We start from the raw sequence: 23,978 nt of genomic DNA on the forward strand, positions 1-23,978 counted from the left end.
GCATGTGTACGGGTATAGATTCCAAGGAACCGCGCGCGTGGCCAAGAAACCCGAAAAGGAAGCTCCGGCTCCCGAAGGCGAAAGAGGGCGCCGAAGGCGAAGCCCCCGCCAAGAAGAAGCCGCCGATCCTGATCATCGCGATCGCCGCGGGCGTCCTCGTGCTGGGCGGTGGCGGCGCCGCGGCCTTTTTCCTGATGAAGCCGAAACCGGCCGCCGAGGCGGGCGAGCACGGGGCTGAAAAGAAGGAAAAGAAAAAGGAAAAGAAGGAAGAAAAGGGCGGTCACGGCGAGAAAAAGGAAGGCGAGGGCGGCGCGGCCGCGGCCGGCGGTCCCGCGCCGGTGATCAAGGAGGGGCCCGACGGCGTGGTCTTCTACACTCTGCCGGACATCGTCGTGAACATGCAGGCCGCCGACGGCAAGTCGACCTTCCTGAAGCTGAAACTGACCTTCGAGCTGCCGGACGAAGACACGGCCGAAGAGCTGACGCCGAATCTGCCGAGGCTCCAGGACATGTTCCAGGCCTTCCTGCGCGAGCTTCGCCCGGAAGATCTGAACGGCAGCCAGGGCACCTACCAGCTGCGCTACGAGCTGCTGCGCCGGGTGAACCTGGTCGCCGCGCCGGCGAAGGTGAATGCGGTCCTCATCGAGGAGATGCTGATCAACTAGCCCTCGGGCTGTTGGGCGAACGATCATGGCGGACGAACTCGACGATCAGGCCGCGATGGCCCAATGGGCCTCGCAAAATCCCCCCGGCGCCTTCGGTGAAGGCGACGCCGGCGGCGGCACGAACGAATTCGGCGACTTTTCCGGCGGCATGGGCGGCTGGGACGACGGCGGCGGCGAAGGCGGCTCCGAGCGCATCCTGAACCAGGACGAAATCGACAGCCTGCTGGGCTTCGATCTCTCTGGCGACGGCGGCGAGGACCGCACGGGCATCCGCGCCATCATCAACTCGGCGCTGGTCTCGTACGAACGCCTGCCGATGCTGGAAATCGTCTTCGACCGCCTGGTGCGGTTGATGACCACCAGCCTGCGGAACTTCACCTCCGACAACGTCGAGGTCAGCCTCGACAACATCAGCTCGATTCGCTTTGGCGACTATCTGAACTCGATCCCGCTGCCGGCCATCCTGGCGGTGTTCCGCGCCGAGGAGCTGGACAACTACGGCCTGCTGACCGTCGATTCGAACCTGATCTATTCGATCGTCGACGTGCTGCTGGGCGGGCGTCGGGGCACGGCCGCGATGCGCATCGAAGGTCGTCCCTATACGACGATCGAGCGCGTGCTGGTGCAGCGGATGATCGAGGTGGTGCTGCACGATCTGAAGAGCGCCTTCGAGCCCCTGCATCCGGTCAGCTTCTCGCTGGACCGCCTGGAGACCAACCCGCGCTTCGCCGCTATCGCCCGGCCCGCCAATGCCGCGATCCTGGTCAAGCTGCGCATCGACATGGAAGACCGCGGCGGCCGTATCGAGCTGTTGCTGCCCTACGCGACGCTGGAACCCATCCGGAAGATGCTGCTGCAGCAGTTCATGGGTGAGAAGTTCGGCCGCGACAACATCTGGGAAGGCCACTTGGCCACCGAGCTGTGGACCACGCAGATGGAGGTTCGCGCCGTGCTCGACGAGCAGCAGGTGCCGCTGTCGCGCGTGCTGAACATGCAGATCGGCGACACGCTGATGCTGAACGCCACGCCTGACAGCCTGGTCGAGCTGCGCGCCGGGGCCATCCCGCTGACGCGGGGGCGCATGGGCGCCGCAACCATTCGATCGCCGTGCGGGCCGAGGCGCCGCTGACGCCCGCCGCCAAGAAGGCCGTGCAGAAGCTGAAATGAGCCTCGTCGCCTTCGCCATGAACGGGTTCCTGGTCGTGCTGCTGATCGCGGCGCTGGTCTTCGGCTGGCGCCTCGAGCGCCGTCTGAAGGCGCTGCGCGACAGTCATGAGGGCTTCGCCAAGGCGGTGGCCGACCTGGACAACGCCGCGGCCCGCGCCGAGCAAGGCCTGGCCGACCTGCGGGCGGCCACCGACGAGGCGGCCGAGACCCTGGCGGTGCGAATCGAGCGCGCCCAGGCCCTGGCCGCCCAGTTAGGCGAACTGGTCAGCCGCCCGCCGCAGGCTCCGAGCCTGGCGTCGAAGGTTCAGCCGCAAGTCCCGGCCGAGCGTCCCGCGCCGCGCCTTGGCCGCGAGACCCCGCCGGCCACCGCTCCGCAGGGCGAGCGTCGCCTGTCGGCCGCCGACTTCGAGCGCTTGCTGGATCGCGAGGACCGCGTCGAGCGCGCCGCCCGCGGCGAGCCCATCGCGCGCCCGACCTCGCGTCCGGGCGTCGCGCCTAGCCAGACCAACGAAACGCCGCGTTCACGGGCGCGGATCGATGATGACCTCTTCGACGGACCGGGCGAAAGCCCGTCCGCCAACCCCAGGGCTCCCCGCCGATGAAGAACGTTCCGCGCATTCTCCCCCTCGTCGGCGTCGCCGTCGGCGGCGTGCTGGCGATCAACGCCATGGCCGGCGCCAAGTCGCTGCCCGACCTCGTGGGCGGGGCCAAGGCCTTCGCCGAGGGTGTCGCCAAGCCCGGCAAGAAGGACGCCAAGACCGAGGGCGGCGAGGAAGCCGCCTCGGCCGAGAGCGCAGGCCAGCCCGCCGCCGCCAACGCGCCGCCGCCGCGCGTCTGCGCCCCTTCGGCCGACGCCCTGGCCAAGGAAGCCGGTCTCTCGCCCGCCGAACTGCGCGTGCTGCAGAGCCTGGGCGCCCGTCGCGGGCAGCTGGACCAGCGCGAGCAGGACATCGACGTGCAACTGCAACTGCTGGCCGCCGCCGAAGCCAAGCTGGACGCCAAGATGAAGGCCCTGACCGGCCTGAAGGGCGACATCTCGGGCCTGCTGGGCCAGGTCGACGCCCAGAAGCAAGCCGAGGTCGACCGGCTTGTGGTCGTCTATCAGGGTATGAAGCCCAAGGACGCCGCCGCCCGCATGACCCTGTTGTCGGATGAGGTCCGCCTGCCGATCGCCGCCAAGATGAAGGAACGGGCCCTGTCGCAGATCCTGGCCAACATGGCTCCGGCCGACGCCAAGATCCTGACCGAACGCCTGGCCTCGCGCATGGCCAATCCGGCCGTCGAAAAGGGCAAGGCCGCGATCGCCGACAACGCCGCCACGCCCGCCGCCCCGGGCGCCGCGCCCAACAAGCAACAGGCCGACGCCGGTCTCGCCGGCGCGGCCGATCCCGCCGCGCCCAAGGCCAAGTCGGCGCCCAAGAAGGCCGGTTAAGGGAGGCCCATGACCCTTCGCCAGCTCCTGCGCTCCAGCGTCGCCGCCGCGGTCATCGCGGGGACGCTGGCGCCGTCCGGATACGCCGCGCCGCCGCCCCCCGCGGCGCGCGCGTCGCTGGACGTGCGCGTGGCGCAGGCGGCGGACTTCTCGCGCATCGAGTTCCACTGGAGCGGCGGCGCGAAGCTTGTTTCCCATCGCGAAGGTCAGACCTTGGTGCTGCGGTTCAACCGCGACGCCAATCCCGATCTCTCGACCCTGAAGATCGCGCCGCCCCGCTGGCTGAAGGCCGCGGAGGTCCGCCACATCAACGGCGCGCTGGAGATCGTCATCACACTGACGGATGACGCCGACGCCCGGCTCGGCAATGCCGATGGCGTCGATTTCGTCAATCTGTTCGCTCGTCCCGGCGCGCCGCCCGCCAGCCAGACGCCGGCCCCGGCCGCTCCGATCGGCCGTCCCAACCCGATGCCCGCCGGCGGCGTGGTCAAGGTCGGCTTCGACCGCGAGGACCAGCAGGTCACGCTGTCATTCGACTGGGCCGCGCCGGCCGGCGCCGCCGTCTTCCGGCGCGGCGAGGCGGTGTGGATCGTGTTCGACACGCCCGCGCGGCTGGATATCTCCAAGCTGCCGTCATCCAGCGTTCGCTATTCCAAGATCCAGGCCCTGAAGGGCCCGGACTACACGGCCCTGCGCATCGTCACCCAGGCCGGCACGCCCTACGTGGCCGTGGGGCAGGGCGGGTCGTGGAAGATCAGCCTCGGTCCGGGCACGCAGGAAACGCCGGACGTCATCAAGGTGGCGCGCGACGAGAGCGTCCAACCGGCCACCCTGTCGGCCACCGTCTCGGGCGTCACCAAGCCGGTCTGGGTCGCCGACCCGGCCGTGGGCGACAAGCTGATGGTGGCCCCGGCGCTGGGGCCGTCCAAGGGGCTGCCGTCGCGTCGCGACTATGTCGAGATGGCGCTGCTGCAGTCGGCCCAGGGCTTGGCCGCCGAGGCCTATGCCAGCGACCTGGTCGTCCAGGCCAGCGGCGACCTGCTGCGCATCGGCCGACCCAAGGGCCTGATCCTTTCGCCGATATCGGCCAACACCCCGCCGGAAGAGGCCGCCGCCGGCGCGCCGCAGCCGATGTCGATGCCGGCCCTGATCGACCTCGACGCCTGGCCCAAGACCGGTTCGGGCGGCTTCCTGGCCCGTTACAACGCTCTGCAGGGCGCCGTCGCCGCCGCGCCGGAGGGCGAGGGCAAGGATAGCGACCGCGCCGCGCGCATGGCTTTGGCCCGCTTCCTGGTCGGCTCGCAAATGTCGTTCGAGGCCATTGGCGTCCTGAACGCCGCGGGCCGCAAGCACCAGACCCTGCTGGGCGACGCCGAGTTCCGCGGCCTGCGCGGCGTGGCCAAGGTGTTCGCCGGTCGCCTGAACGAGGCGGACGCCGACTTCTCCTCGCCCGTCCTGGCCGACGATCCGTCCAGCGCCCTGTGGCGCGGCTACATCTCGGCCAAGCAGGGGCAGTGGGCCGACGCCCGCGCCAAGTTCGCCGGCGGCGGCCGGGCCCTGGATCTCTTTCCGCCGATCTGGCGCGCGCGCTTCCTGCACGCCCAGGCCCAGGCGGCGCTCGGCGTCGGCGACGTGACTGGCGCGATGCAATGGGTGACGAAGGCGCTGGATACACCCAAGGTTCCGGTCGAGGATCAACTGGATATCCGCCTGACCCAGGCCCGCATCTTCGAGGCCAAGGGCGAGAAGGTCCGCGCCCGCCGCATGTTCGAGGCTATCGCCAAGGCGCCGTACGACCGCATTGCTACGCCGGCCATGCTGCACGCCACCGAGCTGGGCTACGCCAAGGGCCAGATCAGCGCTCAGAAGGCCGCCGAGGTCCTGAACCAGCTCCGCTACCGCTGGCGCGGCGACGGCGTCGAGCTGGAGGTGATCCGTTCGCTGGGCCGCCTCTATATCGACCAGGGCCGCTATCGGGAGGCGCTGGAAGTGCTGCGCTCGGCGGGTCGCCAGCTGCCCGACCGCCCCGAAGCCGTGGCGCTGCAGAACGATCTGTCGAACACCTTCCGGCAGCTGTTCCTGCAAGGCCTGGCCGACGGCATGCAGCCGGTCCAGGCCGTGGGGCTGTTCTATGACTTCCAGGACCTGACCCCGATCGGCGCCGATGGCGACCAGATGGTCCGCAACCTGGTGCGCCGCCTTGTCGACGTCGACCTGCTGGACGACGCCGCCAAGCTGCTGAAGTATCAGGTCGACAACCGCCTGAACGGCGTGCCCAAGGCCCAGGTCGCCACAGATCTGGCCTGGATCTACCTGATGAACAAGAAGCCGGAGGATGCGTTGGACGCGATCAACGCGACCCGCACCACCATCCTGCCGCCGGCCCTGAACGTCGAGCGTCGCCTGGCCACCGCCCGCGCCCTGATGGGCCTGGGCCGCTTCGACGACGCGCTGGAGCTGATCGACAGGGACGCCAGCCGCGACGGCCAGGAGATCCGCGCCGAGATCGCCTGGAAGCAGCACACCTGGCCGACGGCCGGTGCGCTGTACGAGCGTTCGCTGGGTGATCGCTTCAAGACCCCGGGCGCGCTGAGTCCCGGCGACGAGGCCCGCCTGCTGCGCTCGGCCGTGGCCTACAGCCTGGCCGACGACGACAAGTCCCTGGCTCGCCTGCGCCAGCGCTGGTCGGGCTTCGTCGATAACGCCAGCAATCCGGACGGTCTGCGCGTCGCGTTGCAGGGCATGAATGTCGAATCGCTGTCGGCCTCGGACTTCAGCCGCGTCACCGCCGACAACGAGGCCTTCAACGGCTGGATCGGCCGGATGAAGGACAGGTTCCGAACGGGCCAGCCCGCCGGCTCGCCCGCCCGCGCAGGCAAATAGGGCAGGGACTTTCCCCAACAGCTCGTTTTCGCGGAGGGCTAAGGCACGATCAGCCTTGGCGCGGCCCACGTCATCGAAAATTCGCCCGCCAAAGCGGATTGGTCTTATGGCGGGCTCTGGGCGTTTGGCCTAGTTAGGGCTCGCCCGAGGGTTCGAAGGGGCTGGCGGCCGGCGGCCGCTTGCCTTTCCGCCGCGAGCGTGTCATGACAACGTTGTCATAGGGTGGACGACATTGGCTAAGAACAACCAAGACGCCGATAACGGGCGCGAAGTGCTGGTGCTGCTGGGCGGTGCGGGGGATCTGGCCCTGCGGATGCTGTTGCCTTCGCTGTATTTCCTGGAAGTCGACCGACTGCTGCCGCACGACTTGCGCATCGTCGGCGTGGCCCGCGCGGACCATACGCCCGAGAGCTACAAGGCCCTGGTCCGCGAGCAGTTGGGCAAGCGCGCCACGGTGGAGGAGGCGGCCTGGAACCGCCTGGCCGCCCGTCTCGACTATGTCGCCGTCGACATCACCAAGGAAGAAGACACCCAGCGCCTGGCCGATCGGATCGGCCCGCATGGAACCATGGTGATATTCTTCTCGCTGTCGCCCAGCCTGTACGGCGCGGCCTGCGTGGCGCTGCAGGCGGCCGGCCTGACGGGTCCGAACACGCGTCTGGTTCTCGAAAAGCCGATCGGCCGCGACCTGGAAAGCTCCAGGAAGACCAACGCCGCGGTCGGGGCGATCGTCGACGAAAGCCAGATCTTCCGGATCGACCACTATCTGGGCAAGGAGACGGTCCAGAACCTGACCGCCCTGCGCTTCGCCAACGTGCTGTTCGAGCCCCTGTGGGACCGCAACACCATTGACCACGTGCAGATCACCATCGCCGAGACCGAGAAGGTCGGCGACCGCTGGCCCTATTACGACGAGTACGGCGCGCTGCGGGACATGGTGCAGAACCACATGCTGCAGCTGCTGTGCCTGGTGGCCATGGAGGCGCCGTCGGGCTTCGACGCCGACGCCGTCCGGGACGAAAAGGTCAAGGTTCTGCGCAGCCTGCGCCCCTTCACCCGCGATAGCGTGGCCCACGACACCGTGCGCGGCCAGTACGTGGCCGGCGTCGTCGAGGGCTCCGCGCGGGTCGGCTATGTCGACGAAGTCGGCAAGCCCACCAAGACCGAGACCTTCGTGGCCATGAAGGTGGCGATCGACAACTGGCGCTGGGACGGCGTGCCGTTCTTCCTGCGCACCGGCAAGAACCTGCCCGACCGCCGCACCCAGATCGTCGTCCAGTTCAAGCCGCTGCCGCACAACATCTTCGGCCCGGCGACCACCGGCGACCTGTGCTCCAACCGCCTGGTCATCGACCTGCAGCCGGACGAGAACATCGTGCTGACGGTGATGAACAAGCGTCCTGGCCTGTCGGAAGAAGGCATGCGCCTGCAGTCGCTGCCGCTGTCGCTGTCGTTCAGCCAGAGCGGCGGCCGCCGCCGCATCGCCTACGAGAAGCTGTTTCTGGACGTCTTCCGCGGCGACAGCACGCTGTTCGTGCGCCGCGACGAGGTCGAGGCCGCCTGGAAGTTCATCGACGACGTTTCGGCCGCCTGGGCCGACGCCAATATCGAGCCGGCGCACTACGCGGCCGGCACCTGGGGCCCGCAGTCGGCGCAGGGGCTGATCTCGCCCGGCGGTCGGTCCTGGAAGGCGTGATCATGGCCCAATCCCCGCTTCCCAGGCCCGAGATCGAAGCCTTCCCGACCCGCGAGGCGCTCTACGACGCCGCCGCTTCGACCATCGTCGAGGCCCTGACCACGGCCGTGGCCGAGCATGGCGTGGCCGGCTTTGCGGCCACCGGCGGCTCCACGCCGGCCCCGGTCTATGATCGCCTGGCGACCCTGACCGCGCCCTGGGACAAGGTCATGGTCACCCTGACCGACGAGCGCTGGGTCCCGCCGACCGATCCCAGCAGCAACGAACGGCTGGTGCGTCGTCATCTGCTGAAGGGGCGCGCGGCCAGCGCCGGCTTCTCGCCGCTATACTTCGAAGGCGTCAGCCATGAGGAGGCGGCGCTGAAGGCCCAGGCGGGCGTCGCGTCCGCCGCGCCGTTCGGCGCGGTGCTGCTGGGCATGGGCCCCGACGGCCACTTCGCCTCGTTGTTCCCCGGCTCGCCGGTGCTGGCGCGTGGTCTCGACCCCGCGTCCGACCGCCTGGTGCTGGCCGTGCCGCCGGGAGATCCTGCCCCGGACATTCCCCGGATCAGCCTGACCTTCCAGGCGTTGACCCAGTCGGCGTTGATCGTGCTGCTGATCACCGGCCAGGCCAAGCGCGCCCTGCTGGACGGCGAGGTCGATCCGGCCCTGCCGATCGCCGCCGTCCTGAACCAGGACCGCGCCAAGGTCCGCATCCTGTGGGCGGAGTAATCGCCATGAGCCTGAACCCGGTCATCGCCGAAGTCACCGCCCGCATCGTCGAGCGCAGCAAGGACAGCCGCGCGGCGTATCTGGCCAACATGCAGCACGCGATCGACAGCCAGCCGGGCAGGGCCAAGCTGTCCTGCGCCAACTGGGCGCACGCCTTCGCCGCCTCGCCGGGCGTCGACAAGGTCCGCGCGCTCGACCCGAACGCGCCGAACATCGGCATCGTCTCGGCCTATAACGACATGCTGTCGGCCCACCAGCCGCTGGAAGCGTATCCGGCGCTGATCAAGGCCGCCGCGCGCGAGGTCGGGGCCACCGCCCAGTTCGCCGGCGGCGTACCCGCCATGTGCGATGGCGTCACCCAGGGCCGTCCCGGCATGGAGCTGTCGCTCTTCTCCCGCGAGGTCATCGCCATGGCCACGGCCGTGGCCCTGACTCACGACGCCTTCGACTCGGCGCTGTATCTCGGCGTCTGCGACAAGATCGTGCCGGGTCTGGTCATCGGCGCCCTGACCTTCAGCCACTTGCCAGCCCTGTTCGTGCCTGCCGGTCCGATGACCTCGGGTCTCCCGAACAGCGAGAAGGCCCGCATCCGCGCCCTCTACGCCGAGGGCAAGGTCGGCCGCGCCGAGCTGCTGGAAGCCGAGCAGGCCAGCTACCACGGCCCGGGCACCTGCACTTTCTATGGCACGGCCAACACCAACCAGATGCTGATGGAGCTGATGGGCTTCCATCTGCCCGGCTCGGCCTTCGTGCATCCCAACACGCCGTTGCGCGAGGCCCTGGTCAAGGAAGCCGCGCGCCGCGCCGCCGCCGTGACCAACAAGGGCAACGAGTTCCTTCCGGTCGGCCGGATGATCGACGAGAAGTCGATCGTCAACGGCGTGGTCGGGCTGATGGCCACCGGCGGCTCGACCAACCTGGCCCTGCACATCGTCGCCATGGCCCACGCGGCCGGCGTCCAGCTGACGCTGGAAGACCTGGACGACATCTCCAAGGCCACGCCCTTGCTGGCCCGCGTCTATCCGAACGGCGCCGCCGACGTGAACCACTTCCAGGCCGCCGGCGGCATGGCCTTCATCATCCGCGAGCTGCTGAAGGCCGGACTTGTCCATGACGACGTCCAGACCATCGCCGGCCCCGGCCTGTCGCTCTACGCCCAGGAGCCGCATCTCGAGGACGGCGTCCTCAAGTGGCGCGAGGGCGCAACCGAAAGCCTGGACACCGCCATCGTCCGCCCAGTCTCCGATCCGTTCAGCCCCGAGGGCGGCCTGCGCCTGCTGGCCGGCAACCTGGGCCGCGGCGTCATGAAGATTTCGGCCGTGAAGCCCGAGCACCACGTGATCACCGCCCCGGCGGCCGTGTTCCAGGAACAGGAAGACTTCATCGCCGCCTTCAAGCGCGGCGAGCTGGACCGCGACGTCGTCATCGTCGTCCGCTTCCAGGGCCCGTCGGCCAACGGCATGCCGGAACTACACAACCTGTCGCCGTCGATCTCGGTGCTGCTGGATCGCGGCTACAAGGTCGCCCTGGTCACCGATGGCCGCATGTCGGGCGCCTCGGGCAAGACGCCGGCCGCCATCCACGTGACGCCGGAAGCCGCCAAGGGCGGGCCGCTGGCGTATGTCCAGGACGGTGACGTCATCAGTGTCAACGCCGAGACCGGCGAATTGAAGATCCTGGTGGACGAGGCGGTTCTACGCGCCCGTACGCCAGCGAACGTCCCGGCGTCCAAGCCGGGCTTTGGTAGGGAACTGTTTGGATGGATGCGCAGCGGGGTCGGCGCAGCCGACGCCGGCGCGTCCGTCTTCGCCTAGGAAAGCACGCAGCATGGACGGCAATCACAGCGTGGGGCTCGGCCTCGTCGGCGACATTGGCGGCACCAACGCCCGCTTCGCCCTGGTCGAATTCGATGGTCAGGACCCGCGCCTGATCGAGCCGACGACCTACAAGGGCGAGGACTACGGTACGGCCGAGGACGCCATCGAGCATTACCTGCAGAAGGTCGGCGTTCGCCATCCCGACCAGGCGGTGGTAGCCGTGGCCGGTCCGATTGAGCACGGCTCGGTCCACATGACCAATCTGGACTGGCGGATCTCGGAAGACAGCCTGCGTCGCGCCGGCGGCTTCCGCAACGCCAAGCTGATCAACGACTTCACCGCCCAGGCCCTGGCCGCGCCGCGCCTCAGCCCCAAGGACCTGCGCCAGGTCGGCCATCTGCCGACCTCGGGCGAGGGGGATCTGGCGATCCTGGGTCCGGGCACCGGCTTCGGCGTCGCCGGTCTCGTGCGTCGTCATGGTCAGGAGATCCCGCTGGCCACCGAGGGCGGCCACGTCGCCTTCGCGCCGGTCGACGCCATCGAGATCGAGGTGCTGCGCGCCTTGACCCGGCAACTGGACGGCGGCCGCGTCTCGGTCGAGCGCATCCTGTCGGGGCCGGGCATGGAAGACCTGCACGTGGCCCTGGCCGAGGCCGAGGGCCGCAAGGTCGAGACCCTGGCCGCCAAGCAGATCACCGAGCGCGCGGTCGAGGGCTGCGCCGACAGCCTGGCCACGGTGAACCGCTTCTGCGCGGTGCTAGGCTCGACGGCCGGCGACATCGCCCTGACCCTGGGCGCGCGCGGCGGCGTGTTCATCGCCGGCGGCATCGCGCCCCGGATCATCGACATCCTGGAGAAGAGCCCGTTCCGCGAGCGCTTCGACGCCAAGGGGCGCCTGTCGCACTACACCCAGTCGATTCCGACGCACGTCATCCTGCACCCGCACACCGCCCTCATCGGCGCGGCGGTGGCGCTGACGCCGGAGGGCCGGGCGGCGGTCTCCTAGTCGTTCTCTTGGGGCTCGCCATGACAACCCTGTCATGGCCTAGTATCCGCCACGCCGGAGAGAATCGGCGCGACGAGGGACGGAATTGAGCGCCAAAGTCACGATCCACGATGTAGCCCGCGAAAGCGGGGTCTCGATCAAGACCGTTTCGCGGGTCCTCAACCGTGAGCCCAACGTCAAGGCCGACACCCGCGACAGGGTGCAGGCCGCCGTGGCGGCGTTGAACTATCGGCCCAACATCTCGGCCCGCAGCCTGGCGGGCTCGAAGGCCTATCTGATCGGCGTCTTCTTCGACAACCCCAGCCCTGGCTATGTCACCGACGTGCAGCTGGGAGCCATCGCGCGGTGCCGGCAGGAGGGCTTCCACCTAATCGTCGAGCCGATCGACTCGACGGGCGACATCCAGGAACAGGTCCAGCCGATGCTGGCCACTCTGCGCATGGACGGGGTGATCCTGACCCCGCCGCTCAGCGACCATCCGCTGGTGCTCTCCGCGTTGGAGCAGGCGGGCGTCGCCTATGTCCGCATCGCGCCGGGCGGCGATATGGACCGCGCCCCGTGGGTCAGCATGGACGATCGCCTGGCCGCCTACGAGATGACCAAGCACCTGATCGGGCTGGGCCACCGCGACATCGGCTTCATCATCGGCCACCCCGACCATGGCGCCTCGCATCTGCGCCACCAGGGCTTCCTGGACGCCATGCGCGACAGCGGCCTGATCGTCCGCGACGATCGAGTGGAGCAGGGCTTCTTCTCGTTCCGCTCGGGCTTCGACGCGGCCGAGAAGCTGTTGGGCGGCGCCGATCGTCCGACGGCGATCTTCGCTTCCAACGACGACATGGCCCTGGGCGTGATGGCGGTCGCCAACCGCCTGCGCCTGGACCTGCCGGCCCAGCTGTCGGTCGCCGGCTTCGACGACACGCCCGGCGCCAAGATCACCTGGCCGCAGCTGACCACCGTGCGCCAGCCGATCTTCGCCATGGCAGGCGCGGCCGCCGACATGCTGATGCATGGCGTGGAGCGGGAGGAGGGCGCGCCGCCGCCCTCGCGCGTGCTGGATTTCGAACTGGTGGTCCGAGAATCCACCGGACCGGCGCTCCGCTAAGGCGATGGAGCCTCGGGTCATGTGTTACCGCAATCATATTGAACTTGACAGCGCTGTCCAATTGGCGCGACATCATTGCGATCAAGACGGTCGTCCACGAAGGCGGCGTCGGAGGAAACGCCAATGACTTCGCCCGACAGCGCCCGTCGCGTCGTGCAGCCTGCCCGGTTTGAATGTCTCCATTCAAACCGGATCAGCAGGCTCGCTCTCCCTGGAGAAGAGCGCGTTTCGCGCGCTCTCGACGCACGATCACTCCCCTCCAAGCGGCCCTGAACCGCTTCATCTTTCGCTCGGCGCGGTTACCCGCAAGCGCCGCGTCGAGCGCTTTTCCGCTTCAATTTACGCGATCCGCCCGGGGGCGGCGTATCCTTGGGAAGAACCATGTCCGCATCCAGCCTCGTCCGCGCGTCCGCCCTGGCCCTGATCCTGGCTGGCGGCCTGGCGGGTTCGGCCCCGGCGCAGAACGCCGCGACGGCCCATCCCAGCGTCTGGCCCAAGGCCCACAGCCCCGCGACGATCACCGATGCTAGGACCGAGGCCTTCATCACCAAGCTGATGAGCCAGATGAGCGTCGAGGATAAGGTCGCCCAGACCATCCAGGCCGATGGCGCGTCGATCACGCCCGAAGAGCTGGCGAAGTATCGCCTCGGCTCGGTGCTGGTCGGCGGCAACAGCGCGCCGGACGGCAATGACCGCGCCACGCCCCAGCGCTGGGTCGAGTGGATCCGCGCTTTTCGCGCCGCGGCCCTGGAGAAGCGCGGCGGCCACCAGGAAATCCCGATCATGTTCGGCGTCGACGCCGTGCACGGCCACAACAACGTCGTGGGCGCGACGATCTTCCCGCACAATGTCGGCCTGGGCGCGGCGCGCGATCCGGACCTGATCCGTCGCATCGGCGAGGCGACGGCCGAGGAGATGGTCGCGACGGGCGCCGACTGGACCTTTGGTCCCACCGTGGCCGTGCCGCGCGACGAACGCTGGGGCCGCGCCTATGAGGGCTATGCCGAGGATCCGGAAGTGGTGAAGGCCTATTCCGGCCCGATGACCCTGGGCCTGCAGGGGCCTTTGATCGCCGGCAAGCCGTTGGGCGAGGGCCACGTCGCCGGGTCGGCCAAGCACTTCCTGGCCGACGGGGGCACCACGGGCGGCAAGGACCAGGGCGACGCCCAGATCTCCGAGGCCGATCTCGTTCGCCTGCACGCCGCCGGCTACCCGCCGGCCATCGACGCGGGCATCCTGTCGGTGATGGTCTCGTTTTCCAGCTGGAATGGGGTCAAGCACACGGGCAACAGGAGCCTGCTGACCGACGTGCTGAAGGGACGGCTGGGCTTCGAGGGCTTCGTGGTCGGCGACTGGAACGCCCACGGACAGGTCGAGGGCTGCACCAACACCAACTGCGCCCAGGCCTATTTGGCCGGCATGGACATGATCATGGCCCCCGACAGCTGGAAGGGCCTCTACGACAACACCCTGGCCCAGGTTAAGGCCGGCCAGATCCCGATGGCGCGGATCGACGACGCCGTGCGCCGCATCCTGCGGGTCAAGGTCAAGGCGGGCCTGTTCGAAGACAAGCGCCCGCTCGAGGGCAAATATGACCTTCTGGGCTCGCCCGCCCACCGCGCCGTGGCGCGTGAAGCCGTCCGCAAGTCGCTCGTTTTGCTGAAGAACGACGGCGTCCTGCCGTTGAAGAGCTCGGCCCGCGTGCTGGTCGCCGGCGACGGGGCCGACGACATCGGCAAGGCCGCCGGGGGGTGGACCCTGACCTGGCAGGGCACGGGCAACAAGAACAGCGACTTCCCCAACGGCCAGTCGATCTATGCCGGCATCGCCGAGGCGGTGAAGGCGGGCGGCGGTAGCGCCGAGCTGTCGACCTCGGGCGACTTCAAGGCCAGGCCCGACGTCGCCATCGTGGTGTTCGGCGAGAACCCCTACGCCGAGTTCCAGGGCGACATCGCCACTGTCGAGTACCAGCCGGGCGACAAGTCCGACCTGGCCCTGCTCAAGAAGCTGAAGGGGGCCGGGATCCCCGTGGTCTCGGTGTTCCTCAGCGGCCGGCCGCTATGGACCAATCCCGAGATCAACGCTTCGGACGCCTTCGTCGCGGCCTGGCTGCCGGGCTCGGAAGGCGGCGGGGTCGCCGACGTGCTGATCGGCGACGCGGCCGGCAAGCCGCGCCATGACTTCCGGGGCAAGCTCTCGTTCTCGTGGCCCAAGCGGGCCGACCAGGAGCCGCTGAATGTCGGCGACAAGAACTATGATCCGCAGTTCGCCTATGGCTACGGCCTGAGCTACGCCAAGCCCGGCAAGGTCGCGGTGTTGTCCGAAGACGCCGGCGTCGCTTCGACAGCGGCGGTCAATGTGGACCGCTATTTCGCCGCCGGCCGCGCGCCGCCGCCGTGGGCCCTGAACGCCAGCGGCGCCGTTTCGCTGAAGACCATCGACGCCGGCGCGCAGGAAAACGCCCGCCAGGCGACATGGAGCGGGAGGGGGCCGGGAGCCTGACGATCGCCGGCCCGCCGGTCGATCTTTCGCGCCAGACCACCGGCGACATGGCGGTGACGATCCGGTACAGGGTGGATGCGTCCCCAGAGAAACCGGTGTCCCTGGGTTTGGCCTGTGGCGAATCCTGCGGGGCGACGGTAGACGTTACGTCAACGTTGTCAGGTGTGAAACGCGGCGAATGGCGTACGGCCAAGATCAAACTTTCCTGCTTCAAGGCCAAGGGCGCGGACATGACGCATGTTTCGTCCCCCTTCGCGCTGACCACCGCCGGACGCATGACGTTGTCGTTCACCGAAATCAAGCTGGCTTCCAACGAGGGCGACGCCTTCTGTCCGCCGGACTGATTCAAGACCAGGAAGGAGCGACGGCATGATCCGCGCCCGTCGCTCGCGCATCGTCGCCACCCTCGGTCCGGCCTCGAGCTCGCCGGAAATGATCGTCACCCTGGCCAGGGCCGGGGCGGACGTCTTTCGCCTGAACTTCAGCCACGGCGCCCACGAGACTCACGCGGCCGTGTACGCGGCGATCCGCGAGGCCGAGAAGACCGTGGGCCGCCCGCTGGGCATCCTGGCCGATCTGCAAGGCCCCAAGCTGCGCGTCGGCAAGTTCGCCGAAGGTCCGGTCATGCTGAAGGCCGGTCAGGCCTTCCGTTTCGACAGCGACCCGACCCCGGGCGACGAAACGCGGGTGCATCTGCCGCATCCGGAGATCCTGACCGCCATGCGGCCGGGCGCGACCCTGCTGCTGGACGACGGCAAGCTGCGCATGACCGTGACCGACGCCGGTCCGGGTTACGCCAACACCACCGTGGTCAATGGGGGAAAGCTGTCAGAGCGCAAGGGCGTGGCGGTGCCGGATGTCGTCATCCCGATGTCGCCCCTGACCGCCAAGGACCGCGAGGACCTGGCTTTCGCGCTGCGTCTCGGCGTCGACTGGATCGCCCTGTCGTTCGTACAGGCGCCCGAGGACATGGCCGAGCTGCGCCGGATCGTCGAAGGTCGCGCCGCCGTGCTGGCCAAGATCGAGAAGCCCCAGGCCCTGAAGGTGCTGGGGCCGATCCTCGACCTCTGCGACGGGGTGATGGTGGCTCGCGGCGATCTCGGCGTCGAAATGGCCCCGGAAGAGGTGCCGGTGGCCCAGAAGGAAATCCTGCGGGCGGCGCGCGAGCGCGGCATCCCGGTGATCGTCGCGACCCAGATGCTGGAATCGATGATCAACTCGCCGACCCCGACCCGCGCCGAGGCCTCGGACGTGGCCAACGCGGTCTACGAGGGCGCGGACGCGGTGATGCTGTCGGCGGAATCGGCGGCCGGCGACTATCCCGGAAGAGTCGGTGTCGATGATGAATCGCATCATCGAGCGCGTCGAACGCGACCCGCGCTGGCCCGAGCTGATGCAGGCCGAACAGCGCCACGACGATGACGACGCCGACGTGCTGGTGGTCGCCGCCGCCGGCGCGGCCAAGTCCGGCTCGACCAAGTGCCTGGTGGCCTTCACCACCACGGGCGCGACCGCGCGCCGCCTGGCCCGCGAACGCCCCTGCAGCCGGTCCTGGCCCTGTCGCCCGACATCAACGCCGTGCGCCGCATGACCCTGTGCTGGGGGATCGAGCCGCGCGTCAGCGCTCAGCCCGACAGCCTGGAGGTCGTGACCACCGACGCGTCGAGCAAGGCGCTGGACCTGGGTCTCGTCGCGCCGGGCGAACGCCTGCTGGTCGTGGCGGGAACGCCGTTCGGCGCGCCGGGCGCCGCCAACCTGCTGCGATTGGCCCATGCACCCGCGCCGTCCCGCCGGCGGTAGCCCCGGCTAGCCGGCGAAAGACGCTGGCAGCAGTCGCTCGTAGCCGCGACGCACGGCGCCGTAGCACTCGCAGGCCATGGCTTCGAGGCCGTCGCGGTCCAGGATGTCGACCACGCCGCGGCGATAGCGGATCAGACCCTTGCTCTGCAGTGAGCCGGCGACGGCCGTGACGGTCGTGCGCTGGACGCCCAACATGTCGGCCAGGAACTCCTGGGTCAGGTTGACCGTGTTGCCGTCGATGCGGTCGTGGCAGCCCAGCAACCAGCGGCAGAAGCGGGCCTCGACGGCGTGCAGGGCGTTGCAGGCCACCGACTGGATGGCGTGACCGAACAGCGCCTCGTTATGACGATCCACCAGATCGCGCAGCGCGGCGCTTCGCCTCCAGACCTCATGCAGGGGCGCCGCGGCGATCCGCAGGGTCGAGCCCGGAGCCTGGACAATGGCGCGGCTCAGAGCTTGTCGCGGCGCGACGGCGGCCATCAGGCCCAGGGCGCCTTCGCGGCCGATGGTGGCGGACTCGATGGCCGCGCCGTTTTCCATCAGGGTCATCAGCGAGATGACGCAATCGTTCGGGAAATAGACCTGATCGATCTGGTCGCCCGGATCATGGAGGAGGCGCCCCTTCTCCAGATCGATCGCGGACAGATGTGGCGCGAGAAGGGCCCTGTCCTCGGACGGCAGCGCGGAAAGCAAGCGGTTCTTCAAGGTCGCCAACGGCCCAGTCATGCGGAATCGAACGCCGTCTCACGGCAAGGGTTGCAAGCTATAGGTGGGGGCGTTGCTGGGCGCCGTCGCTTAGCCGACACAATGCAGTCAGGACGGTCGTAAAAACAGAAGAGTCCACGAAACAGTCTGCTTTTCGCCATCATTTGGCATTTTGAGTGTCTGTCGGGTGGTCGACATAACTACTCAATCTAGGTGCGTGGCGACTTGAACTGATCTGAAGCGGGCAAAGAAAAAGCCGCCTCGAGAGGGCGGCTTGAAGACGGTTCGGAACAAGGAATGGGACGGCGGCGTGCTGTTGGCTCGCGCTCCGACGGTCGCTGGCGACGTCGCCCCTGGCCAGGTCCCGCCCTGACCCTGACCGGTGTGGGCATGGTCGGCCTTCCTCGCGATCGGGGAATCGCAAGGAAGAGCCGTTGGCGCGGGCGGCGGTTCCCGCGCCCCAGGCCGCCGAACCTGACCCGGGGACGGGAGGGGTTCGAGCGATCTGGTCCCACGCGTGCGAGCCCTCGTCAGCTACCCAGAAGGCGAAGGTTCGTACGCCATCGGCCTTGTTGGAGGCGCACCGCCGAGCGCCTCCGCCGTTCAGAACTACTTCGGCTTGGCGAAGGCCGAGGACATCCAGCCCCGGGCGCCGTTCTCGTCGTCGACTTCCATCCAGACGCCGTTGCGCTGGCCGGTCGGATAGACCACGCCGCCGGCCTTGACCTTGCCGACGATCGCGCCGGTCGGCGAGGCGGCGCCGCGCAAGGAGATTTCCTGGGTCGTGGCCAGCAGGTTCGGCGCCGCGGACGCGGTCGGTGCGGCGGTGGTCATGGCGGACGAAACTTGCGTCACGGCGGCCGCGCCGCACTTGCCCTGATAGAGGCCGCCCATGACCGCCCGGCGCTGCTGGGCGAGCTGGATATTCTGGGCTTCGCGCTGGGCCTTGGCCGCGGCGGCGGCCTTGGCCTGGGCCGCGGCGGCGTTGGCGAACATGCCCAGGCCCGGTACGCGGCCCAGGGCTCCGCTATAGAGCGCCGCGTTGACGCCCAGGCTGGCGGCCGTCTCGGCCCCGCGCGCGCCGGCCTCGGCGCTGGCGATGGCGTTGTTGGAGACGCCCATCATCTGGTCCATGCGAACCATCTCGGCGCTGATCTGGTCGCAGGTCATGGTCGCGTCAGCCGGATAGCTGAGTTGCAACTGGGCCTGGGCGCTGGTGGCGGCGAGGGCGAGGCCCAGCACGGCGCCAAATTGGACGAAAGCAGTGGTGATGGTCTTGGTCATGATGGCTCCCCTGGACGGAAGCCGTCTATGAAACCCGCTCCCCGCGAGACCCCGGTCCGTCAGTTCGAGAACGACGGTATCGGCAGCGCGCGGGCGGGGCCTATCCCCAGGGCTGGGGGTAGGCGTCCGATCCTAGAAACCCATCAGGCGTGCATAGCGGTCGCGGTGGAAGCTGGCGCCGCCGAACAGGGCCTCGGTGACGCGGGCGCGCTTCATGTAGAGGCCGGCATCGTGGGCGTCCGTCATGCCGATGCCGCCGTGCATCTGGACCATCTCGTTGCTGGCCAGATGGACGAGCTCGCTGGCCTTGGCCTTGGCGAGGGAGGCCAGCGCCCGAGTGTCGCTGCCAGCATCAAAGGCTTCCAAGGCGGCCTCGACGCACGAGCGCGTGGTCTCGATATCGGTGAACCACTTGGCGGCGCGGTGTTGCAAGGCCTGGAACGTGCCGATGACCTGGCCGAACTGGGTGCGGGTCTTGATGTAGTCCAGGGTGATGTCGAAAGCCGCCGAGGCGCTGCCCAGCATCTCGGCCGCCAGGCCGGCATAGGCGCGATCCAGGACCGGCTCCAGCACGGCCCAGCCCTTGTCGACCTCGCCCAGCACCGCGTCGGCGCCGACCTCGACGCCGTCGAAGGCGATCCGGGCCGCGCCGCGCGAGTCGATCAGGGAAAGGTGCGTGCGGACGACGCCGGGCGCGTCGCCAGCGACCAGGAACAGGGTCAGGCCTTCGGTCGAGCCCACCGCGCCGCCGGTGCGAGCGACGACGATCAGCAGGTCGGCGGCCTCGCCGTCCAACACGAAGGTCTTGGTCCCGTTCAGCACGAAGCCGGAGGCGCTCTTGGTCGCGGTCAGGGCCGTGCGGGCCGGATTGTGGTGCGAGCCCTCGTCGACGGCGAGGGTGGCGACGGCCTCGCCGGTGGCGATCTTGGGCAGCCAGGCCGACTTCTGGGCGTCCGAACCGCCCAACCGCAGGGCCGAGGCCCCGATCAGGGCGGTGGAGAGCAGAGGAGAGGCGGCCAGGGTGCGTCCGGTCTCCTCCAGGATAAGGCCCAGGCCCAGATAGCCGAAGGCCGAGCCGTCATAGTCCTCCGGCACGATCACCCCGGCCCAGCCCATCTGGCCCATCTCGGCCCAGGCGTTGGGATCGAAGCTCTGCTTGGACTTGCCATCGCGCAGCTTGCGCAGGGCGCCGACGGGCGCGCTTTCGCTGGCCCAGCCCTTGGCGGCGTCGCGCAGCATGGTCTGTTCTTCGGTCAGGACGGCCATCAGGCGTGCTCCCTGGATTGATGACGGACGGCCCAGTCGAGGGCCTGTTCCAGACGGTCGTTGCCCCAGAAGAGCTCGCCGTCGGCGGTGAGGAAACTGGGCGCGCCGAACAGGCCACGCTCCTTGGCCATGCGGACATGGTCCTTGAGCAGGGCCTTGATCGGATCGGACTGAGCGGCGGCCAGGACGTGCTCGGGACCCGCGCCGATCTCGGCGATCAGCGGGGCGAGAACCTCGGGACTGGAGATATCCAGGTCGTCGACGAAGTTGGCCTGGTAGACGGCGCGGCTGAACTGAGGCGTCCAGCCGTCCTCCAGCCCGACTAGGGCCACGCGGGCGGCCAGCAGGCTGTTGCGCGGAAACTGGCTGGGGTGATTGAGGGGCAGACCCTGCTGGTCGCAGACCCGCTCCAGGTCACGCCACATGTACTCGCCTTTCACCGGGAAGACGTTGAAAGGACTGTCTTTCAGCCCCTGCTGCTCATGGAACAGCGGGCCGACGATGAACGGCCGCCAGGCCACGGCCACCCCCTTGTCGCCGGCCAGCCGCTCAATGCGCATGGCCGCCGGATAGGAGTAGGTCGAGGCGAACTCGTACCAGAACTCTAACATGGCCAGAACTCGATCATGGCCCTACTGGTGGTCCAGCAGGCCAAGAACCCGCTTGGCGACGACGTTGAGGTTCACCTCGCTGGTGCCGCCCTCGATCGAGTTGCCCTTGGCGCGGAGCATGGCGCGCGGGGCGGCCAGTTCTTCCGACGCGAAGCCTTCGCCCTCCCAGCCGAGACCCTGCAAGCCCAGCGCCTCAACCAGCAGCTCGGTGCGCTCCTGGTTCATCTTGGCGGCGGCGTACTTGATGATCGAGACGGCGGCGCTGGGGCCCGAGCCCTGCTTGGACTCGGCCTCGGCGCGGCGCACGGTCAGCATGAAGGCGTGGGCGTCCATCGAATGGGCGGCCAGACGCGCGCGGAAGTCGCCGTCGGCGATCCGGCCTTCGCTGTCGACGCCGATCTCCTTCTTGGCCGCTTCGACGGGCGAGAGCCCGCCGCCGCCGCCGAAGCCCGAGGCGCTGATGTTCTGGCGCTCGTACTGGAGCAGGCGTTTGGCGATGTCCCAGCCGCCATTCAGCTTGCCGACCAGCTGTGCCTTCGGAACCTCCACATTGTCGAAGAAGGTCTCGCAGAAGGGCGATGAGCCGCTGATCAGCTTGATCGGTCGGGCCTCGACACCCGGGGAGGTCATGTCGAACAGCACGAAGGAGATGCCCTCGTGCTTCTTGCTGGTGTCGGTGCGCACCAGGCAGAAGATCCAGTCGGCCTGGTCAGCATAGCTGGTCCAGACCTTCTGGCCGTTGATCAGGTAGTGATCGCCCTTGTCCTCGCACTTGGTCTGCAGGGAGGCGAGGTCGGAGCCGGCGCCGGGTTCGCTGTAGCCCTGGCACCAGCGGATCTCGCCGCGCACGATCTGCGGCAGGAAACGCTGCTTCTGCTCCTCGGTGGCGTATTCCAGCAGGACCGGGCCGAGCATCCAGATGCCGAAGCTCATCAGGGCCGGGCGGGCCTTCAGGCGTCGCAGCTCCTGCTCAAGCACCTTGTTCTGGGCCTTGGAGAGACCGCCGCCGCCGTACTCCTTGGGCCACATCGGCGCGGTCCAGCCGCGCTCGGCCATGCGGTCCAGCCACAGTTTGGCGTCGGGGTTCTTCCAGACCATCTTGCGGCCGCCCCACGGGGCTTCGTCCTCGCTCATCGGCGCGTTCAGGGACGGCGGATAGTTGGCCTCGAGCCAGGCGCGGGTCTCGGCGCGGAAGGCGTCGAGCTCGGTTCCCCCGAAATCGGCCATCGTCTCATCTCCCTAAGCGGACGGTTATTGGCCGACACACTACGCCGCCCGGCGACGGCGGCAAGTCGATTCAAACGATCGTTCGCGTCTTGGCTGGCGACCGTGTCACGGTTTGCGCGGTATAGAGAGGCTCGCTGTTGGATCCCGCAGGGGATTCGTCACTTCGGGATCTGGATGTCCTCGACAGTTTTCAGGCCCGCGGCCCTGGCGATCGCCCCGACCCTGGCGGCGATTCTCCACCGCGTCGGCTGGCGTTATGCTGCTGGCTTCAGGGGCCACGCCGTCGGAGCCGACCCGGTTCCTGCTGCTGCTGGCCTTCGCGCCGGATCTGCTGATCGAGATCAGTCACTTCTTCTCTTCCATCCTGGGCCTGGTCCTGTTGCTGCTGGCGTTCGGCCTGCGAGCGCGGCTGGGGGCCGCCTGGTGGGCGGCGCTGGCCGTGCTGGCCGCCTCGGCGGTCCTGGCGATCTTCAAGGGTCTGAACTGGGAAGAGACCGCCATGCTGTCGGTGTGCTTCCTGCTCATCCTGCCGTTCCACGACGCTTTTCCGCGCAAGGCGGCCCTGACCAAGATGGAGATCACGCCCGGCTGGCTGCTGTCGGCGGCCGCCGCCATCGTCGGGGCCAGCCTTCTGGGCTGGTGGTCGTTCCACCACACCGAGTTCGCCGACAAGTCCTGGATCCGGGTGCTGCAGGACCATGACGAGGCGGCGCGCGCCATCCGATCCTCGATCGCCGCGGCCATCGCGCTGCTGGCCGTCGGCGTCTGGCGGCTGGTCGCCACCGCCGCCACGCCCGCCGTGGTCGACGACACCGATCCGGACTTCGACCGCGTCCGCGCCATCCTGGCCAAGGCCGAGGACGCCGAGCCGAGCGCCAACCTGGCCTTGCTGGGCGACAAGCGCTTTCTGTTCTCGGCCTCGGGCGAGAGCTTCCTGATGTTCGGCGTGCGAGGGCGGTCGTGGATCGCCCTGGGCGCGCCGGTCGGCAAGGAAGAGGAGCGCATGGAGCTCTTCTGGCGCTTCCGCGAACTGGCCGACGCCCACGCCGCGCGAGCCGGCTTCTATGGCCTGGGCCCCGACGACCTGCCGGACTCCGTGGACCTCGGCCTGGCTATCCAGAAGACCGGCGAGAGCGCCGCGGTGCCGCTGGAGGCCTTCAGCCTGGCTGGCCGCCGCCGCGAGGTCCTGCGCCGCAACTGGCGCAAGGCCGGGGAGGGCGGGGCGGCCTTCGAGATCCTGCCGGTCGGCGCCGCCGCGGCGATCATGGACGAGCTGAAGGCGATCTCCGACGCGTGGCTCAGCCACCACGCCGGCGGCGAGAAGAGCTTCTCGATGGGCGGCTTCGATCCGCGCTACGTGGCCGAGTTCCCGGTCGCGGTGGTGCGCGGCGAGGAGGGCAAGATCGTCGCCTTCGCCACCCTGTGGCTGACGGCGTGCAAGACCTCGTTCTCGATGGACCTGATGCGCTACTCCGACGAGGCGCCCAAGAACGTTATGGACTATCTGTTCGTCGAGCTGCTGCAGTGGGGCAAGGACGAGGGCTACCAAGCGTTCGAGTTCGGCATGGCCCCGCTGGCGGGACTCGAGGATCGGCCGTTGGCGCCGATCATGTCGCGCGTCGGCCGGCTGCTCTACGAGCGCGGCGAGGAGATCTACAATTTCCAGGGCGTGCGGCGGTACAAGGACAAGTACGATCCCGTCTGGCAGCCGCGCTACATTGCCGCGCCCCACAAATGGGCGATCCCTTTCCTGCTCGCCGACATCGGTCTGTTGTCCTCTGGCGGCATGTCCGGCCTGACCAAGCGGCCCAAGAAAGCCCCAGCGGCGCCTGCGACCTAGTAGCGCTGCTGGTTGCCGGTCTGCACGCCCAGGAGGTTCGCCAGATGCACCAGCATCAGCATCAGGCCGACCACGCAGGCCATCATCAGCGGGCGCCACGGAACCATCCGCGGACCCTTTAGGACGTTGATGGGGCGCGCGCCGAGCCACCCGAAGACGAGTGCAAATGCAAGGAACGCAACCGCGGCGGAAATGGTTAGGGTCAGGTCCATGGCCGCTTCTAGGCCTGCGACAATCCGCCTGGCAAATGGTTAACCCGCGT

Annotated in this window: 14 protein-coding genes and 5 pseudogenes; 13 read left to right on the plus strand and 6 right to left on the minus strand. The window is 68.7% G+C overall.

What is annotated here, in order from left to right; all coding sequences use genetic code 11:
* The first annotated feature begins 37 nt into the window (after positions 1-37).
* The 12 genes and pseudogenes from fliL (at position 38) to pyk (ending at position 16,783) form a co-directional block, all read left to right on the plus strand.
* Positions 38-665, plus strand: a pseudogene (gene fliL / locus ACHMW8_RS15965) (flagellar basal body-associated protein FliL).
* A 25-nt stretch (positions 666-690) separates the two neighbouring features.
* Positions 691-1,832: pseudogene (gene fliM / locus ACHMW8_RS15970) on the plus strand (flagellar motor switch protein FliM).
* On the plus strand, positions 1,829-2,434 hold the full coding sequence (locus tag ACHMW8_RS15975) for a DUF6468 domain-containing protein (protein ID WP_395443081.1): 606 nt from the start codon (positions 1,829-1,831) through the stop codon (positions 2,432-2,434). Before fliM ends, ACHMW8_RS15975 begins: the two are co-directional and overlap by 4 nt.
* The gene (locus tag ACHMW8_RS15980) at positions 2,431-3,264 is read left to right on the plus strand and encodes a MotE family protein (RefSeq protein WP_125156486.1); all 834 of its coding nucleotides are present in this window, start codon (positions 2,431-2,433) and stop codon (positions 3,262-3,264) included. The genes ACHMW8_RS15975 and ACHMW8_RS15980 overlap by 4 nt, the downstream gene beginning before the upstream one ends.
* A 9-nt stretch (positions 3,265-3,273) precedes the next feature.
* Positions 3,274-6,147, plus strand: coding sequence for a tetratricopeptide repeat protein (locus tag ACHMW8_RS15985; protein WP_395443082.1), 2,874 nt, complete (start codon positions 3,274-3,276; stop codon positions 6,145-6,147).
* Positions 6,148-6,379: 232 nt separating this feature from the next.
* Positions 6,380-7,843, plus strand: coding sequence for a glucose-6-phosphate dehydrogenase (zwf, locus tag ACHMW8_RS15990; protein WP_125156488.1), 1,464 nt, complete (start codon positions 6,380-6,382; stop codon positions 7,841-7,843).
* Positions 7,844-7,845: 2 nt separating this feature from the next.
* Positions 7,846-8,553, plus strand: a complete 708-nt coding sequence (pgl, locus tag ACHMW8_RS15995; RefSeq protein ID WP_395443083.1) for a 6-phosphogluconolactonase — start codon at positions 7,846-7,848, stop codon at positions 8,551-8,553.
* A gap of 5 nt (positions 8,554-8,558) precedes the next feature.
* Positions 8,559-10,367 carry a phosphogluconate dehydratase gene (gene edd / locus ACHMW8_RS16000; protein ID WP_395443084.1) on the plus strand — a complete coding sequence of 603 codons (1,809 nt, stop codon included), beginning with the start codon at positions 8,559-8,561 and terminating at the stop codon, positions 10,365-10,367.
* Positions 10,368-10,380: 13 nt separating this feature from the next.
* Complete coding sequence (glk, locus tag ACHMW8_RS16005; protein ID WP_125156491.1) at positions 10,381-11,376, plus strand: glucokinase; 996 nt, start codon at positions 10,381-10,383, stop codon at positions 11,374-11,376.
* A gap of 85 nt (positions 11,377-11,461) precedes the next feature.
* Positions 11,462-12,481 (plus strand): LacI family DNA-binding transcriptional regulator, encoded by a 1,020-nt coding sequence (locus tag ACHMW8_RS16010; RefSeq protein ID WP_395443085.1) that lies wholly within the window; start codon positions 11,462-11,464, stop codon positions 12,479-12,481.
* A gap of 381 nt (positions 12,482-12,862) precedes the next feature.
* Positions 12,863-15,327 (plus strand): annotated as a pseudogene (locus ACHMW8_RS16015) (glycoside hydrolase family 3 protein).
* A 25-nt stretch (positions 15,328-15,352) separates the two neighbouring features.
* Positions 15,353-16,783: pseudogene (gene pyk, locus ACHMW8_RS16020) on the plus strand (pyruvate kinase).
* Positions 16,784-16,789: 6 nt separating this feature from the next.
* Here the strand turns inward: pyk and ACHMW8_RS16025 are convergent.
* From ACHMW8_RS16025 to ACHMW8_RS16045, 5 genes are all read right to left on the minus strand, one after another.
* Complete coding sequence (locus ACHMW8_RS16025) at positions 16,790-17,476, minus strand: Crp/Fnr family transcriptional regulator (RefSeq protein WP_395443086.1); 687 nt, start codon at positions 17,474-17,476, stop codon at positions 16,790-16,792.
* Positions 17,477-18,097: 621 nt separating this feature from the next.
* Entirely contained in the window at positions 18,098-18,772 is a 675-nt protein-coding gene (locus ACHMW8_RS16030) for an SH3 domain-containing protein (RefSeq protein WP_125156496.1), read from the minus strand.
* A 132-nt stretch (positions 18,773-18,904) separates the two neighbouring features.
* Positions 18,905-20,038, minus strand: a complete 1,134-nt coding sequence (locus ACHMW8_RS16035; RefSeq protein WP_395443087.1) for an acyl-CoA dehydrogenase family protein — start codon at positions 20,036-20,038, stop codon at positions 18,905-18,907.
* Entirely contained in the window at positions 20,038-20,649 is a 612-nt protein-coding gene (locus ACHMW8_RS16040; protein WP_395443088.1) for a 2-hydroxychromene-2-carboxylate isomerase, read from the minus strand. Before ACHMW8_RS16040 ends, ACHMW8_RS16035 begins: the two co-directional genes overlap by 1 nt.
* Positions 20,650-20,670: 21 nt before the next feature.
* On the minus strand, positions 20,671-21,876 hold the full coding sequence (locus tag ACHMW8_RS16045) for an acyl-CoA dehydrogenase family protein (RefSeq protein ID WP_395443089.1): 1,206 nt from the start codon (positions 21,874-21,876) through the stop codon (positions 20,671-20,673).
* A gap of 174 nt (positions 21,877-22,050) precedes the next feature.
* Between ACHMW8_RS16045 and ACHMW8_RS16050 the strand changes: the two are divergent.
* Positions 22,051-23,716: pseudogene (locus ACHMW8_RS16050) on the plus strand (phosphatidylglycerol lysyltransferase domain-containing protein).
* Here ACHMW8_RS16050 and ACHMW8_RS16055 read toward each other — a convergent pair.
* Complete coding sequence (locus ACHMW8_RS16055; RefSeq protein WP_395443090.1) at positions 23,713-23,928, minus strand: hypothetical protein; 216 nt, start codon at positions 23,926-23,928, stop codon at positions 23,713-23,715. The pseudogene ACHMW8_RS16050 and the gene ACHMW8_RS16055 overlap by 4 nt on opposite strands.
* Positions 23,929-23,978 lie beyond the last annotated feature (50 nt).

This window comes from Caulobacter sp. UC70_42 (genome assembly GCF_044056025.1).
In the GTDB taxonomy this organism is placed as follows: Bacteria; Pseudomonadota; Alphaproteobacteria; order Caulobacterales; family Caulobacteraceae; genus Caulobacter.